Origin of the sequence: Tabrizicola sp. YIM 78059, from assembly GCF_004959785.1 — a bacterium.
Lineage (GTDB): Bacteria > Pseudomonadota > Alphaproteobacteria > Rhodobacterales > Rhodobacteraceae > Tabrizicola > Tabrizicola caldifontis.
In genome coordinates this window covers 137,409-152,740 of record NZ_SJZH01000009.1, presented here as the reverse complement: position 1 = coordinate 152,740, position 15,332 = coordinate 137,409, and the positions used below count along the sequence as shown (strand labels likewise).

Below are 15,332 nucleotides of genomic sequence, written 5' to 3'. Positions count from 1 at the left end.
CTCTCGTTATGAACGAGGGACGACCGGGGCAGGTCACCCCAAGCACCTTTTGGATGGCGTCATCCCAGCCAGTACCCTTTTCGTGCTCAACGCCATCTACCCCCAGACCTCCACGAACTCCCGCCACTCGCCCTTGCTCATCCCCGAGGCCTCCTGCGTCACTGTCTCGCCGGCCAGCCGCCGCTTCAGAACCGCGATCGCCTTGGCAGAGAGCGTCACGCCGCCCATCCGGTAATCCTCGAAGGCCGCCCAGGCCAGGGGCACCCAATCGCGCACGGTGGCTGCAATCGCCTCGGCATAGACGCGGATTTCATATTGGGCGTGGCTGTCGGCGCGCAGGCGCAGGAAGTGGAAGAGGTTGTGCAGGTCCGTTTTCCAGTACCACTGCGTGTAGATGTTCATCGGCAGGTTCATCCGTGCAAGTTCGCGCGCGAGGCCCTGCTGGCCCTCCTGCGACAGCATCGCCTCGTAATGGTCGTAGGCCGTGGTCGCGTCGCGCTTCAGGATTTCCAGCACCCGTGCCGCCTCGGGCCCTGACAGCACCTCGCCCCGGCCCTGATTGTTCACCGTCGATTGCGCCGCCAGATGTTCCGGGGCGGGGATGTAGAATTCCCGGTCGAGGATCGAATACCGCGCCGAATATTCGTTGACGTTCGCCGTGCGGTGGCGGATCCACTGGCGGGCGACAAAGACCGGCAGCTTCACATGCAGCTTGATCTCGCACATCTCGAAGGGGGTGGAGTGCCAGTGCCGCATCAGGTAGCGGATCAGCCCCTCGTCGTTCTGGACGTGTTTGGTCCCCGCCCCATATGAGACGCGGGCGGCCTGGACGATGGCGGCATCGTCGCCCATGTAGTCGATGACGCGGATGAAGCCGTGGTCAAGCACCGGATGCACGCGATAGAGATGCGCCTCCATGCCATCGCTGACGGCGCGGAGCGTGGGGCGGGGATTGGCCCGGGCGGCCTCGATCTCGGCCAGTTGTTCGGGGGTCAGCGGCATGGCGGGCCTCATGTGGTGGCGAGTCGGACTGGACTATAGCTTGCGGTCGATGGCTGTGATACCGCTAGATGAACGAATGGAGGACAGGATGACGATCCGCTATCTGCATACGATGGTCCGGGTGAAGGACCTTGATAAATCCATCGCCTTCTACAAGCTTCTGGGCTTGCAGGAGACGCGCCGGCATGAGAGCGAGCAGGGCCGCTTCACACTGGTGTTCATGGCGCCGCCGGGGCAGGAGGAATGCCCGATCGAGCTGACCTACAACTGGGATGGCGATCCCGGCCTGCCGTCGGACAGTCGGCACTTCGGGCATCTCGCCTACGAGGTGGACGACATTTACGAGATGTGCGCGCATCTTCAGGCCAACGGGGTGCTGATCAATCGGCCGCCGCGGGATGGGCGGATGGCCTTTGTCAGGTCGCCCGACAACGTGTCGATCGAACTGCTGCAGCGCGGGCCAGCGAAGCCTCCTGCCGAGCCTTGGGCCAGCATGCCATCGACCGGGCACTGGTAAGGATTCAGGGCAGGCGCGGGTATCCTGCCCGCGCTTTCAGTCCGGGCCCTCCTGAGGAGGGCAGCTGGACAGCCCGCGGCCATGAATTGGCTGCCGGCGCGGCATGGCGCCGGGCGAGGTCGAACCGACAGTTGCGGAATGGCTGTCAGCAGGTTGCAGGCATCGACCAGTGCGCATAGGCGTCTGACCCGAGGATCTGCACACCGATCGGCCGTGGAGCGGGGGCATCGCGCAGTGCAGCGAGGGCAAGCTGGCCAAGGGCGGGGTGACCCTCGGCCCCGATCAGCTTGCCGCCCCAGAACATGGCGAGTTCATCCACCAGCCCGGCCCTGACCAGCGCAGCCGCCAGCGTACTGCCCCCCTCGCTGAGGATGCGGGTCAGCCCCTTGTCCGCAAGCGCGGACAGGGCCGCGGGCAGATCGAGGCGGCCATCCTCTTCGGGGATTTCGATCAGGGTGGCGCCGGTGGCCTGCCACGCGGATCGTGCATGATCTGGCGCAGACGGTCCGTGAAGGATCCAGACTGGATGTTCCGCTGCCGTGCGCCCCAGGCGGCTATTGGCGGAATGGCGCAACTGGCGGTCCACGACGATGCGGACGGGCTGCCGTGTCGCGCCCATGTCGCGCACTGTCAGGTCGGGGTCATCGGCAAGCGCGGTGCCAGAGCCTACCATGACCGCATCGTGCGACATGCGAAGGGCATGCACCCGGCGGCGGGATTCGGGGCCCGTAATCCAGCGGGACTCGCCTGTGGCGGTGGCTATACGTCCGTCCAGGCTGGCCGCCAGCTTCAGGGTTAGGAAGGGAAGGCCCCGGGTGACCCGTTTCAGGAAGCCGGCGTTGATCTGCGCAGCTTCGGAGGAAAGGATCCCTTCGGTCACGTCGATCCCAGCGGCGCGGAGCAGTGAGTGGCCCCGGCCAGAGACGCGGGGGTCAGGGTCTGTCAGGGCGGTGACGACGCGGGCGAGGCGGGCTGCGACCAGCGCCTCGGCGCAAGGCGGGGTCTTTCCGTGGTGGGCACAGGGTTCCAGCGTCACATAGGCGGTGGCCCCTTCGGCAAGGGCACCAGCCTGCGCGAGGGCCAGGGCTTCGGCATGGGGGCGACCGCCGGTTTGGGTCCAGCCACGACCGACGATAAGACCATCCCTGACAATCACGCAGCCGACGGCCGGATTGGGCCACACGTTTCCAAGACCCCGCGTCGCAAGGCGCAGGGCGTGGGCCATGTGGTCCCGGTCTGTGACGGACCCGCTCACTCTTCCGGCTTGTCGGCGGGCCGCAGCTCGCTGACGAAACGGTCGAAATCGTCGGCAGCCTGGAAATTCTTGTACACGCTGGCAAATCGGACATAGGCGACCGTGTCGATGCGTGCCAGGCTTTCCATCACGATGTCGCCGATCAGCTTCGACGGGATGTCGGTATCGCCCAGGCTTTCCAGCCGCCGCACGATGCCGGAGATCATCTGATCGATCCGTTCGGGGTCTATCGGGCGCTTCTGCATTGCGATGCGTATGGCACGCTCCAGCTTGGAGCGGTCGAAATCCTCACGCTTGCCCGAGGATTTGATGACCACCAGGTCGCGTAGCTGAACGCGTTCGTAGGTGGTGAAGCGGCCCCCGCAGGCCGGGCAGAACCGGCGCCGGCGGATCGAGACGTGATCCTCGGCCGGCCTGGAATCCTTCACCTGCGTGTCGATGTTGCCGCAGAATGGGCAGCGCATCGGCCCCCTCCCTTGCTTTTCGGTTATCCTGCCTCAAGGCCGGGTGTGAACCCCGGCTCCCACTACAGACTATAGGCGAGGGGCGCGGATTTCGGGAAGGGCAAAGGTTCGGCCACCGTATCTGGGGGCAAGGGTGTGGCTGCGGGGACTCAGGCAGGGATATGCTCTGCGGAAAGACGGGTGAAAATCGTCATCATCGTGTTACAGTTTCATGTATGCAGCGGCGATTCATCCTTTGCTGTATTCTGCTGGCCGGGCCGGTACAGGCGCAGGGTCCGATTGCCGAGGTGATATGCGCCCCGCGCGTCGAAATCATGGCGCGGTTGAAGGGGGCAGAGCTGGCTGGTGCCGGCCTGCGTGATGCCGAGGCGCTGCTTGAAGTCTGGCGGCGGCCTTCGGGCGACTGGACGCTGGTGCAAAGCTACGCCAATGGCATGGCCTGCATCCTGGCCATGGGCGAAGGGTGGGAGGCAGCGCCAGCGCCGCCGGCCTAGGTGCAGTCGGTCTTTCGGGACCGGTTGTCGAAACCCGGGAACTGGCCGGGGGCTTCCTTGAACCAGCAGATCGCATCCTGCGGTTTGGTGGGCGTGTCGGGCCCGCAGGGCAGCTTCCACACAAGAGCATCGGGCGGCAGCACGTTGACGCCGATCAAGAGGCCCGAGGTCTCGTCGGGAACGTGCTCCACGCGGGCCCGGACTTCTTCGATCTAGCCCAGGATCGGAAAGGCTGCGGTTTAGCGCATTTGTGAGCGGCACCCGATACGGCAGGAAGAAACCATGGCGTCGTTCCGGCTGGCGGCATTAAGGGGAAGGGCTGCGCGCAAGGCAAGCGCACGCGTGCGCACGCACCATCCCTGTGGCAGGGATGAACGGGCACCGGATGGAAAGCTGGGGGACTTGCGCCGTTCAGCCGAACAGCCGGTCGCCCTGTTCGTCGATCATCTGCCGGGCCTTGGCAACCGAGAGCGCCGCTGCCTGTTCGGCCGAGGCCATGGTGTCGGCGCGAATCAGATCGTGCCCGCGTCCGTCCTTCTCGATCCGCGCGGCGACCCGGAACTGGCCGCCTTCGCGAATTGGCCGCGGGACGATCCTGTAGCCCTTGTAATCCTCGCCTTCCGTTCTGGATTCAGGGGCCGGATCGGCCGATTTCCGTCCGAAGAGGCGGGACAGGAGCGACATCGCACGCGCCCTACTGATCGAGGAAGCTGCGCAGCTTCCGCGAACGGCTGGGGTGCTTCAGCTTGCGCAACGCCTTGGCCTCGATCTGGCGGATACGTTCGCGGGTGACGCTGAACTGCTGGCCCACTTCCTCCAGGGTATGGTCAGTGTTCATCCCGATGCCGAAGCGCATCCGCAGAACCCGTTCCTCGCGCGGGGTGAGCGAGGCGAGGACGCGGGTCGTCGTCTCCTTCAGGTTCTCCTGGATCGCCGAATCCAAGGGCAGGATCGCGTTCTTGTCCTCGATGAAGTCGCCAAGCTGGCTGTCCTCCTCGTCGCCGATGGGTGTTTCCAGGCTGATCGGCTCCTTGGCGATCTTCATCACCTTGCGGACCTTCTCCAGCGGCATCTGGAGTTTCTCGGCCAGTTCCTCGGGCGTGGGCTCGCGGCCGATCTCGTGCAGCATCTGGCGGCCGGTGCGGACCAGCTTGTTGATCGTCTCGATCATGTGCACCGGGATGCGGATGGTGCGCGCCTGGTCGGCGATAGATCGGGTGATCGCCTGGCGGATCCACCAGGTCGCGTAGGTCGAGAACTTGTAGCCCCGGCGGTATTCGAACTTGTCCACCGCCTTCATCAGGCCGATGTTGCCTTCCTGAATGAGATCAAGGAATTGCAGGCCGCGGTTGGTGTATTTCTTGGCAATCGAGATCACCAGGCGCAGGTTCGCCTCGACCATTTCCTTCTTAGCCTGACGGGCCTCTTTCTCGCCCTTCTGGACCTGGTTCACGATCCGGCGGAATTCGCTGATGTCCACGCCGACATACTGGCCGACCTGGGCCATCTCGGCGCGCAGCTCTTCCACCTTGTCGCGGCTTTTCTCGATCAGCGCCTGCCAGCCCCGGCCCGGCTTTCGCGCCATGCGGTCCAACCAGGTCGGGTCAAGCTCGTAACCCTGATACTCCTGGATGAATTCCTGCCGGTTGATCCGGGCCTGATCCGCCAATTTGACCATGGCCGAATTGATCGACATGATCCGCTTGTTGATGCCGTACAGCTGGTCGATCAGCGCCTCGATCCGGCTGTTGTTCAGGTGCAGCTCGTTCACCAGCAGCACGATTTCCGACCGCAGCTTCTGGTATGCGGCCTCGTCGGCCGTGGAAAAGCGCTGGCTGGAGGATAGCGTGGCATCCATCCGGCTTTTCTGCATCTCGGCCAGTTTCTGGTAATCGCGCGCGATCAAGTCCAGCGTTTCCAGCACGCGCGGCTTCAGCGCGGCCTCCATCGCGGCCAGCGACATGTTCGAGGCCTCGTCATCCTCGTCCTCGTCCATCTCGCGCAGGATCGGGTTGCCGTCGGCGTCCAGTTCCGGTTCGGCGCTGGAGGCGCGGCGGGGCGCGGCCTGGCCCACGCCGACCTCGTCCAGCGGGGGGCCTTCCATGTCTTCTTCGCCATCGAGGCTGCGGCCGAACGTGGCTTCCAGATCGATCACATCGCGCAGAAGAATGTCTTCGTTCAGAAGTTCGTCCCGCCAGATGATGATGGCCTGGAAGGTCAGGGGCGATTCACACAGCCCCGCGATCATAGTGTTGCGACCGGCCTCGATACGCTTTGCAATGGCGATCTCGCCTTCGCGCGACAGAAGTTCGACCGAACCCATCTCGCGCAGATACATTCGCACCGGGTCGTCGGTGCGGTCGAGCGTTTCGGTGGTCGTGCCGGCGACGGCAAGTTCGCGGCTGGTGGAGGTGTCGACCAGATCGCCGACGGGCGCCTCGCCTTCCTCGACCTCTTCGTCCTCGATGACGTTGATGCCCATTTCGGACAGCATGGACATGACATCCTCGATCTGTTCCGAGGACACCTGTTCCGGCGGCAGGACTGCATTCAGCTGGTCATAGGTGATGTAGCCGCGCTCTTTCGCGTCGGCGATCATCTTCTTGACCGCGGCCTGGCTCATGTCCAGCGAGACATCGGGTTCGTCGGCTTCCGGCTTGGCGTCGTCAGTGTCCTTGAGGGCCATGAGGTCTCCATAGGGGCGAATCGGGGCGATGCATTCGAATCAATAGCGCGAATCAGGCGGGGCGACAGCCCGAATCAGCGGTTTTTCTTGACCCAGATCTGGCTATCGATCAGGGCTTGCAGATGTCTTGACAGTGCGGCCCGATCCTCGCCTAGGTCCGAACTGTCGGTCGCGCCGCCCTTTTCCGAACGGTGACGCGCTTCGGCGGCCTTGGAAAGCCGCCAGGTCAGACCTTCGTCGGGCAGGCCGTCGAAATCCTCCATGGCATCTTCGATCTCGCGCCGCGCGCCCCTGCGGGCTTCGAGCTTCGCCAGTTCCTCGGCAAGACAGAGGGCGGCCAGCTCGTCATCCCCCGCATTCCGGACCGGCGGCGCTATGGCGACATGGGGACGTCGGAACAGGGCGTCAAGGGCGCCCGGGGCAGATTCCCGGATCTTCGCGGCCAGATCGAGGCTGTCGGCGTGGGTCAGGATCAGGCGGCGCAGGGTTTCATGGTTCTCGTCACTGAGGTCCATGCGCTGAAGTGCGGAATCGAAGCGATGGATCAGCGCTGGGTGCAGGATTAGCGTTGCCAGGATCACCGCCTCGCGCAGGATCTCATCCACCGGGCCCTGGGCCTGGGCCAGCAGCGACGAGCGCGTCGTGGCCAAGGCACCGCCTGGTACGGCGTGCCTGCCGCGCGAGCGGAACGGGCCGGGCTGAAATGGCCGCGAAGCGCCACCATTGGTCCCGAACAGCTCATGCCGAAGGCGTTTCATCTCCTCGGCATAGTGGCTGCGTATCGACGGGTCGGTGATCCGGGCAAGGTGGCCGCGCAAAACCTTGTCCAGCGCCGCCCGGCGCTCGGGGCTGTCGAATACCCGCCCCTCCGTTTCCCTTTGCCACAGAAGCTGCACCATCGGCTTCGCGTTGTCGATGATGGCCTGCATGGCCGGCGCGCCGTGGATCCTGATCAGGTCGTCGGGGTCCATGCCGCCGGGAAGGATGGCGATGCGCAGCGCCTTGCCGGCCTCAAGCAGCGGCAGGGCCAGGTCGATCACCCGCTGCGCAGCCTTCAGCCCGGCACTGTCGCCATCCAGCGCCATGATCGGCTCGTCGGCGATACGCCAGATCATGCGCAGCTGGTCCTCGGTGACGGCTGTGCCAAGCGGCGCGACGGCTGCGGTGAACCCCGCCTCGCTCAGCGCGATCACGTCCATGTAGCCTTCGGCAACGATCAGCGTCTTGCCCTTGCCCGCGGCCTCGCGCGCGGGGCCGTGGTTGAAGAGGCTGCGGCCCTTGTCGAAGAGCTCGGTCTCCGGCCCGTTGAGGTATTTCGCCCGCGCGTTCGGGTCGAGGCTGCGGCCGCCCAGGCTGACGATCCGGCCCCGAGCATCGCGGATCGGAAAGATGATCCGGCCGTGGAAACGGTCGTAGTGCCGGCCCGAGTCGTGTCGGGCGACCACGCCCGAGGCAACCATCAGATCGGGTGAAATGCCCTTGGCCGCCAGCGCCTCCACGACAGCCTGTGCGTTATCGGGCGACCAGCCGATGTCCCAGCGCTCCCAGGCCTCTTCGGTCAGGCGACGCTTCTGCGTCAGATAGGCGCGGGCCTCCGCTCCGGCGGCGGTCTTGAGTTGCAGGCGGTAGAATTTCACCGCCTCGTCCATCACCTGGTGCAACAGCGTCCGGCGGTCGGCACGTTCGGCGGCCTTCGGGTCGCGGGCGGGCATCTGCATGCCGGCCTCGCGGGCGAGGATTTCCACCGCCTCCATGAAGCCGAGGTTCTCGCTCTCCTTCACGAAGGTGACGGCATCGCCTTTCGCGTGGCAACCGAAGCAGTAGTAGAACCCCTTGCGGTCATCGACGTGGAAACTGGCCGATTTCTCCTGATGGAAGGGGCAGGGGGCCCAGAAATCCCCCTTCGCCATGTTCGACTTGCGCATGTCCCAGGTGACCTTCCTGCCCACGATGGAGGACAGGGTCACCCTTGTTCGCAGCTCGTCGAGGAATCCGGTCGGCAGGGACATGGCGCCGCTTATACCAGATCGCGCGCCCGGTGCAGCCCCCCGGTGCGGACCACGATGTGGCCTGACCGAGACCGCTTGGCCTGCCGGCGCTCCGAGAGCATTTCCGGAAAGGGCCAAAGGTACTTGCTCTTTTCCCAAGTACTCCACAGGGGTGCGGGGGTGTGAAACCCCGCTGCCGACAGGGGTCAGATGCCCAGCCGATCGCGCATCGCGTACCAGGTCATCGCGGTGACGAGCAGCGGCCACCGCAGCAGCGCGCCGCCGGGGAAGCGGTATTGCGGCAGGCTCGCCATCAGGTCGAAGCGTTCCATCTGCCCCGCCGCCGCCTCGGCCATCAGCTTACCCGCCAGCGTGGCCATGGCGACGCCGTGGCCCGAGTAGCCAGAGGCGGACAGCACGTTCTGGCCCGGTCGGGTAAAGCAGGGCATGCGGTTCACCGTGATCGCCAGAGTGCCGCCCCAGGCATAGTCGATCCGGGTCTTCGCCAGTTGCGGATAGACCTGAAGCATGGGTTTCGACACGGTCCGGATGATGTCGGGGAAGCGGTAGCCGTAGGACTCGCCGCCGCCGAAGAGCAGGCGGTTGTCCTCGGACAGGCGCCAGTAATTGACGACGAAGCGGGTGTCCGCAACCGCGACGGGTTCGGACAGAAGGTCGCACGCCCTTTCCCCCAAGGGTTCCGTCGCGACCATGAAGTTGTTGATCGGCATGACCTTTGCCGAAACCTTCGGGCTCAGTTGCCCGAGGTAGCCGTTGCCGGCAAGGATCACCGTAGCGCAATCGACATGGCCCGAAGGCGTGCGCACCACGGGGCGGGGGCCCGGCTCCACCTTGTGGACTTCGCTAAGTTCGTGGATGCGCACCCCCGCCCCGGCCGCCGCTTTCGCCAGCCCGATGGCATAGTTCAGCGGGTGCAGGTGGCCGGCGTCGCGGTCGATCTCGCCGCCGACATATTCGGTCGATCCGATCAGCCGCCGGATGCCCGCCTGATCCAGAAGCTCAAGGTGCTGATAGCCGTAGTCGCGGCGCAGCTTCTCGGCGTAGGCATGGGTGTCGCGAACTTCGGTCTCGGTCCGGCAGGCATGGGCGATTCCGGGGTGGAAGGTGACCGGCATGGCGTGGTCGCGGACGAGCGCCTTGACCAGGGTCTTGGCTTCCTCGGCCAGGTCCCAGAGCCGGTGGGCGTTCTCGCGTCCCACGGTCTTTTCCAGCCAGACCTGGTCCTGCCGCTGGCCGCTGCCCACCTGTCCGCCGTTGCGGCCCGAGGCGCCGAAGCCCACGCGGTGCGCTTCGAGGAGCACCACGTCGAAGCCCTTCTGCGCCAGATGCAGCGCGGCCGACAGGCCGGTATATCCGCCGCCGACGATGCAGACATCGGCCCGGGTCGCGCCCTTCAGGACCGGAAAGCGGTCGATGGGCGCGGCTGTGGCGGCATAGTAGCTTTGCGGCCATTCCCCGCGCCGGTCGTTGATGTGCAAAAGGTTCATCAGACGTTCAGAAGCAGATGTTCGCGTTCCCAAGGGCTGATGACTTGCAGGAACTCCTTGTATTCGTTCCGCTTTACGCTGTCATAAACCTTGATGAAGTCGTGGCCCATCACGTCCTTCAGCGCCTCGTCCTCGTCGAGAAGGTCAAGAGCGTCGCCGAGGTTCACCGGGATGTCCTCACTGTCGATATAGGCCGAGCCGGTGAATTCCGGCCGCGCCTGAACCTTGTTCATCAGGCCCAGGTAGCCGCAGGCAAGCGTCGCGGCGATGCCGAGATATGGATTGCAGTCCATGCCGGGCAGGCGGTTTTCCACCCGGCGGGCCGAGGCCGAGGAGATCGGGACGCGCAGGCCGGTGGTGCGGTTGTCGCGGCCCCATTCCAGGTTGATGGGCGCGGCGAAGTCCGGCACATAGCGGCGGTAGCTGTTGACGTAGGGTGCGAACAGCGCGACGGCGGCTCCGAGGTGTTTCTGCAGGCCGCCGATGAAGTGCAGGAAGGCTTCGGTTTCTGCGCCCTTGGGCCCGGCGAAGATGTTCTTGCCGGTCTTCGTATCCACGACCGAGGTGTGGATGTGCATGGCGCTGCCCGGTTCGCCGGCGATCGGCTTGGCCATGAAGGTGGCGAAACAGTCGTGGCGCAGCGCCGCCTCGCGAATCAGGCGCTTGAAGAAGAACACGTCGTCGGCCAGCCGGACCGGGTCGCCATGGGCAAGGTTCAGCTCGATCTGGCCTGCGCCGCCTTCCTGCAGGATGCCGTCGATTTCCAGGCCCTGGGCCTCGGCGAAGTCGTAGATGTCGTCGATCACCTTGCCGTATTCGTCCACCGCCGACATGGAATAGGCCTGCTTTGCCGCAGCGCGCCGGCCGGTCCGACCCATCGGCGGGATGACGGGCATGTTCGGATCGGTATTGCGCGCGGTCAGGAAGAATTCCATCTCGGGCGCCACCACCGGGCGCCAGCCCTGCGCTTCGTAGAGCGCGACGATGCGCTTGAGCACGTTGCGAGGGGAGAAGGAGACCAGGTTGCCGTCATGGTCCTTGGCATCGTGGATGACCTGGAGCGTCACATCCGCCGTCCAGGGCGCCGCCGTGGCGGTGGACCAGTCGGGCTCGAGGATCATGTCGGGTTCGGTGAAGGCGTCGAAGGGATTGTCGGCCCATTCGCCGGTGATGGTCTGCAGGAAGATGGAATTCGGCAGGAAGTAGCTGGTCTGCTTGGCGAATTTCGCGGCGGGCATCGCCTTGCCGCGCGCCACCCCGGCGATGTCGCCGATGATGCATTCCACTTCGTCTACCCGGCGGTTGCCGATGTAGTCGCGTGCCGCCTCGGGCAGCTGGTCGGTCCACTTGGACATGAGTCACACTGGTTTTGGGGGGTGGCCCCCGCGCAGATCAGGCGCGGAGCTTCTCGGCCCCGGTTTTCTTCGCTTGATGGGTCAGAAAGAATTCCGCGATCCGGTCGGCCATCGACGGGCTGTCGAGCGGCGTGTCGAGCCGTTTCATGGCATCGGCCAGTAGCGCGTCGGGAACCAGACCCGGCCCCCGGTGCTTGATCAGCCCCTCCATGAACTCCTTGCGGAATTCGGGGTGGGGCTGGACGGTGAACATGCGGTCGTCATAAAGCAGCGCCGCGTTTTCGCACAGCGCCGTGGAGGCCAGAACCTTCGCCATTTCAGGCTTCTTCACCACTTGGTCCTGGTGCCAGGCGTTCAAAGTATAGGTCCGGTCGCCGAAATCGTATTCGGTCGGGCCGACCGACCAGCCGCCGGCGAATTTCTCGACCTTGCCACCCATGGCCTGGGCGATGATCTGATGGCCGAAGCAGATGCCCACGACCGGCACATGTTCGGCATAGGCCCTGCGGATGAAATCTTCCAGCGGCGGGATCCAGTCGTGCGGCTCGTACGCGCCGTGGCGCGAACCGGTGATCAGCCAGCCGTCACATTCATGCACGTCCTTCGGAAACTCGTTGCGCAGGACGGCCCAGCGGCGGAAGGTCAGGCCCTTGCCCGCCAGCAGGGTTTCGAAGAAATCCGGATAGTCGCCCTGGTGCCGCAGCGCATCGGGGCTTTCGCCGGTCTGAAGGATGCCGATCTGCATGGGTCCGTTCCTGATCTGGTCAAGGCAGAAGGTGGTGTGAAGCCCCCCCGGCGGTCAAGGGGGGCACGCGGCTATACGGTGTCGAGGTAAAGCTCGACCCGTTCCTCGGGAGAAAGTTCGGCGATGTAGTGCAGTTCCTGCCGTTTGGTCTGGACCATGTTGCGGATCAGCTCCTTCGGCAGGAAGCGGTAGAGAATATCGGAGTTCTCGAAGGCGTCGATCGCAGCTTCCCAGGTGGACGGGATCTGCGGCAGGTCCATGGCATAGGCGTTGCCGGTGATGGGGGCGGGGGGTTCCTTTTGATCCTCCAGCCCCATCAACGCGGCACCCAGGATTGCTGCCAGCATCAGATAGGGGTTCACATCGCCCCCCGCCACGCGATGCTCGATCCGGCGCGCCGCCGGATTGCCGGCCGGGATGCGGATTGCCGCCGTGCGGTTCTCGTAACCCCAGGAGATTGCGGTGGGTGCGTGCTTTCCGGGGACCAGCCGTTCGTAGCTGTTCAGGTGCGGCGCGAAGAGCAGCGTGGAATCGTGCATCGCCTCCAGGCAGCCGGCCACGGCATGACGCAGCTGCGCCGTGCCCTTGGGTCCGCCGGAATCGAAGATGTTGTCACCCTTCTCGTCGATGACCGAAAAATGTGTGTGCAGGCCCGACCCCGAATAATCGGCATAGGGTTTCGCCATGAAGCTGGCCGCAAAGCCATGCCGCCGGGCCAGCCCCTTGACCAGCATCTTGAAAAGCCAGGCATCGTCGGCCGCCCGCAAGGCGTCGTCGCAATGCATCAGGTTCACTTCGAACTGGCCCAGGCCGGTTTCGGAGGTCGTGGTATCGGCCGGAATGTCCATCGCCTCACAGGCGTCGTAGAGATCGGTGAAGAAGGTGTCGAAGGCATCCAGCGCGCGGATCGACAGCGTCTCGGCCGCCTTGCGGCGCTTGCCAGAGCGTGGCGAGGGCGGGACCTGCAAGGTCTTGCCCGAATCGTCGATCAGGAAGAATTCCAGCTCCATTGCCACCACGGGGGTCAGCCCCTTGGCCTTGTAGCGGTCCACCACGGCGCGCAGCGCGTGGCGCGGGTCGCCCTCGTAGGGCTGCCCGTTCTCGCGGAACATCCAGATCGGCAGAAGGGCGGTCGGAGCCTCAAGCCAGGGCATCGGCATGAAGCCGCGTTCGGTGGGTTTCAGCACGCCGTCCTGGTCGCCCTGCTCGAAGACCAGCGGGCTGTCGTCGATGTCCTCGCCCCAGATGTCGAGGTTAAGGACCGAGAAGGGGAACCGCGTCCCGTCCTTCACGACCTTTTCCGCAAAGCGGGCGGGGACGCGCTTGCCCCTTGCCTGCCCGTTCAGATCCGCGGCGGCCACGCGAATGGTCCGCACGTCGGGGTGCTTTCTCAGCCAATCCTTCATCATCATACTATCAGGTAGGGCACGGTCCCCGCGCCCCGGGCACGCAAGTGCCCGCCTGATGCGCAGGTTCGGACCATGCCCTTGGTCCTTCCCCTGGTTTCGATCGCCTCTCCCCGCGGGCCTTCTTTTCGGCTTTGCCGCAGGGTCCGGGCGGGTGCCCAGATAATTTGATCAAAAATAACCTACTATCGGATCAGCTGCGGACGCAAGCGGATTCTGCTCTTGACGTTGGATGGCAAGTGCCGGTTCAGGCGGCGGTTGACCAGACCGAAAAGACCGATGACGAGCAGCGTCAGGGCGATGAAATAGGCCGCGACGATGGGGTAGGGGATGAAGGGGTTGAAGGTCTTGTCAGCGAAATAGTTGGCGTAATAAAGCGCATCGCCCATCTGGCGGAAGGCAGGGAAGCCGCTGAAGAAGACCAGCGTCGTTGCATGGAACAGGAAGATCGCCTCGTTCGTGTATGCAGGCCAGGCAAGGCGCAGCATGGTGGGCCACTGGATCCGGCGGAACTTCTGCCATCCGGTGATGCCATAGGCTTCCGCCGCCTCCAGGTCGCCCTTCGGGATCGACTTCAGCGCACCGTGAAAGATTTCGGCCGCATAGGCCGAGGTGTTCAGGAACAGCACAAACAGCGCCCCGGCCCAGGCGCGGGTGGTCCATGCCGTTTCCACCGTGATACCAAGCACGTTGATGCCAGCCTTGGGCAGAAGCTGCAGCGCCTCGTAGGCCAGGAAGAACTGGATGAACAGTGGCGAGCCGCGGAAGACGAACACGAACCATTCGGCAGGCTTGCGCACCAAAAGGTGGCGCGACGACTTGCCCAGCGCCACGGCTACGGCCAGGAAGAAGCCCAAGGCCAGCGCCAGGACGCCGAAGTAGATGTTCCAGATCATCCCCGAGCCGATCAGCGTGACCTGCTGGCAGATCGTGAAATCACTGCGCGGCAGAAGGTTTTCGCCATGGCCGATGGATCGGAAGGCATAGGCCTGGATCGTTTCCCAGCAGGTCATGCCGCGGCCTTTCGCAGGGCTTCGCCGCCGGCGGTGGCCTGGCCGTGGTTCAACCGGGCAGAGATGCGGGAAAGCACGACCTCGGAAACCTTCGTGAACACCAGGTAGAAGACCAGCAGCGCAAGGAAATACCACAGGCGCCAGTCGGGATGCGGATAGTCGTAGGCCTGGGTCTTGGCCCCGCCAAGCTCTCGCGCCCAATAGACAATGTCCTTCACACCCAGAAGGAACAGCAACGGAGTGGCCTTGATCAGGATCATCCACAGGTTCGACAGGCCGGGCAGGGCATAGACCCACATCTGCGGCACCAGGATGCGGCGGAAGACCTGGGCGTGCGACATGCCGTAGGCCTCGGCTGTCTCGAGTTGGGCTTTCGGCACGGCGTTCATCGCTCCGTAAAGCACGTTCGCGGCGAAGGCACCGAAGACGATGGCAAAGGTGAAGACTGCAAGGCCGAAGCCATAGGCCTGGTGCCAGGCGGCCGGGGATCGCGCCAGCGGCACCTTGGCCTCGGGGCAGACGCGGAACTCGAGCCCCTGCCAGGGCCAGCTGTGATCGGGGCAGACGGCCAGGCTTTTCAGGTATTCGATGCCCTGGTCGAGTGCGATGACGAAGAACAGGAAGAACACGATGTCGGGCACCCCGCGGACGATGGCCGCATAGCCCTTGCCCACAAGGCTTAGCGGAAGGAAGCGCGAACGTGCGGCGGTGGCTCCGAGGAAGCCCATGGCCAGCGCGGCCGGGGCGGTCAGGGCCAGAAGCAGAAGCACCGTCCCGAACGACCAATAGAATGCCATGTGCTTGCCCGAGGTCAGGTAGCAAGCAAGCCAGGTGAGGCCCTCGATGGCCTTGGGATCGGCGCAGGCGTCGAACATCGCGGATGCGGGGCGCGGCAAGTG

Annotated in this window: 15 protein-coding genes; 2 read left to right on the top strand and 13 right to left on the bottom strand. The window is 64.7% G+C overall.

The window, feature by feature from the left end; genetic code table 11:
- Positions 1-96: 96 nt before the first annotated feature.
- Positions 97-1,002: an FAD-dependent thymidylate synthase gene (thyX, locus tag EZM81_RS12970; RefSeq protein WP_136646002.1), complete on the bottom strand. Its 906-nt coding sequence runs from the start codon at positions 1,000-1,002 to the stop codon at positions 97-99.
- Positions 1,003-1,090: 88 nt separating this feature from the next.
- Between thyX and EZM81_RS12965 the strand changes: the two genes are divergently transcribed.
- Positions 1,091-1,519 (top strand): VOC family protein, encoded by a 429-nt coding sequence (locus tag EZM81_RS12965; protein ID WP_135450485.1) that lies wholly within the window; start codon positions 1,091-1,093, stop codon positions 1,517-1,519.
- Between the two features lie 145 nt (positions 1,520-1,664).
- On the opposite strand, the gene ribD is transcribed toward EZM81_RS12965, so the two are convergent.
- Positions 1,665-2,774 (bottom strand): bifunctional diaminohydroxyphosphoribosylaminopyrimidine deaminase/5-amino-6-(5-phosphoribosylamino)uracil reductase RibD, encoded by a 1,110-nt coding sequence (ribD, locus tag EZM81_RS12960; protein WP_371685755.1) that lies wholly within the window; start codon positions 2,772-2,774, stop codon positions 1,665-1,667.
- A complete protein-coding gene (gene nrdR, locus EZM81_RS12955) occupies positions 2,771-3,238 on the bottom strand; it encodes a transcriptional regulator NrdR (RefSeq protein ID WP_135450353.1) in 468 nt (155 codons plus the stop codon). The genes ribD and nrdR overlap by 4 nt, the downstream gene beginning before the upstream one ends.
- A 314-nt stretch (positions 3,239-3,552) precedes the next feature.
- Between nrdR and EZM81_RS18565 the strand changes: the two genes are divergently transcribed.
- On the top strand, positions 3,553-3,732 hold the full coding sequence (locus EZM81_RS18565; protein WP_248298224.1) for a hypothetical protein: 180 nt from the start codon (positions 3,553-3,555) through the stop codon (positions 3,730-3,732).
- On the opposite strand, the gene EZM81_RS12945 is transcribed toward EZM81_RS18565, so the two are convergent.
- From EZM81_RS12945 to EZM81_RS12900, 10 genes are all read right to left on the bottom strand, one after another.
- Positions 3,729-3,923, bottom strand: a complete 195-nt coding sequence (locus EZM81_RS12945; RefSeq protein WP_136646000.1) for a hypothetical protein — start codon at positions 3,921-3,923, stop codon at positions 3,729-3,731. The genes EZM81_RS18565 and EZM81_RS12945 overlap by 4 nt on opposite strands.
- Positions 3,924-4,143: 220 nt before the next feature.
- Complete coding sequence (locus tag EZM81_RS12940; protein ID WP_136645999.1) at positions 4,144-4,416, bottom strand: HlyU family transcriptional regulator; 273 nt, start codon at positions 4,414-4,416, stop codon at positions 4,144-4,146.
- A gap of 10 nt (positions 4,417-4,426) precedes the next feature.
- On the bottom strand, positions 4,427-6,418 hold the full coding sequence (gene rpoD, locus EZM81_RS12935) for an RNA polymerase sigma factor RpoD (RefSeq protein ID WP_135450357.1): 1,992 nt from the start codon (positions 6,416-6,418) through the stop codon (positions 4,427-4,429).
- 74 nt (positions 6,419-6,492) lie between these two features.
- The gene (gene dnaG / locus EZM81_RS12930) at positions 6,493-8,427 is read right to left on the bottom strand and encodes a DNA primase (protein ID WP_136645998.1); all 1,935 of its coding nucleotides are present in this window, start codon (positions 8,425-8,427) and stop codon (positions 6,493-6,495) included.
- Positions 8,428-8,612: 185 nt separating this feature from the next.
- The gene (locus EZM81_RS12925) at positions 8,613-9,914 is read right to left on the bottom strand and encodes an FAD-binding oxidoreductase (RefSeq protein ID WP_136645997.1); all 1,302 of its coding nucleotides are present in this window, start codon (positions 9,912-9,914) and stop codon (positions 8,613-8,615) included.
- Positions 9,914-11,269 (bottom strand): glutamine synthetase family protein, encoded by a 1,356-nt coding sequence (locus EZM81_RS12920; protein ID WP_136645996.1) that lies wholly within the window; start codon positions 11,267-11,269, stop codon positions 9,914-9,916. The genes EZM81_RS12925 and EZM81_RS12920 overlap by 1 nt, the downstream gene beginning before the upstream one ends.
- Before the next feature lie 37 nt (positions 11,270-11,306).
- Positions 11,307-12,014, bottom strand: coding sequence for a type 1 glutamine amidotransferase (locus tag EZM81_RS12915; protein WP_135450361.1), 708 nt, complete (start codon positions 12,012-12,014; stop codon positions 11,307-11,309).
- A 71-nt stretch (positions 12,015-12,085) separates the two neighbouring features.
- Positions 12,086-13,420 carry a glutamine synthetase family protein gene (locus tag EZM81_RS12910; RefSeq protein ID WP_135450486.1) on the bottom strand — a complete coding sequence of 445 codons (1,335 nt, stop codon included), beginning with the start codon at positions 13,418-13,420 and terminating at the stop codon, positions 12,086-12,088.
- 185 nt (positions 13,421-13,605) lie between these two features.
- Entirely contained in the window at positions 13,606-14,433 is an 828-nt protein-coding gene (locus tag EZM81_RS12905; protein ID WP_136645995.1) for an ABC transporter permease, read from the bottom strand.
- The gene (locus tag EZM81_RS12900; RefSeq protein ID WP_135450363.1) at positions 14,430-15,308 is read right to left on the bottom strand and encodes an ABC transporter permease; all 879 of its coding nucleotides are present in this window, start codon (positions 15,306-15,308) and stop codon (positions 14,430-14,432) included. The genes EZM81_RS12905 and EZM81_RS12900 overlap by 4 nt, the downstream gene beginning before the upstream one ends.
- Between the last annotated feature and the right edge of the window lie 24 nt (positions 15,309-15,332).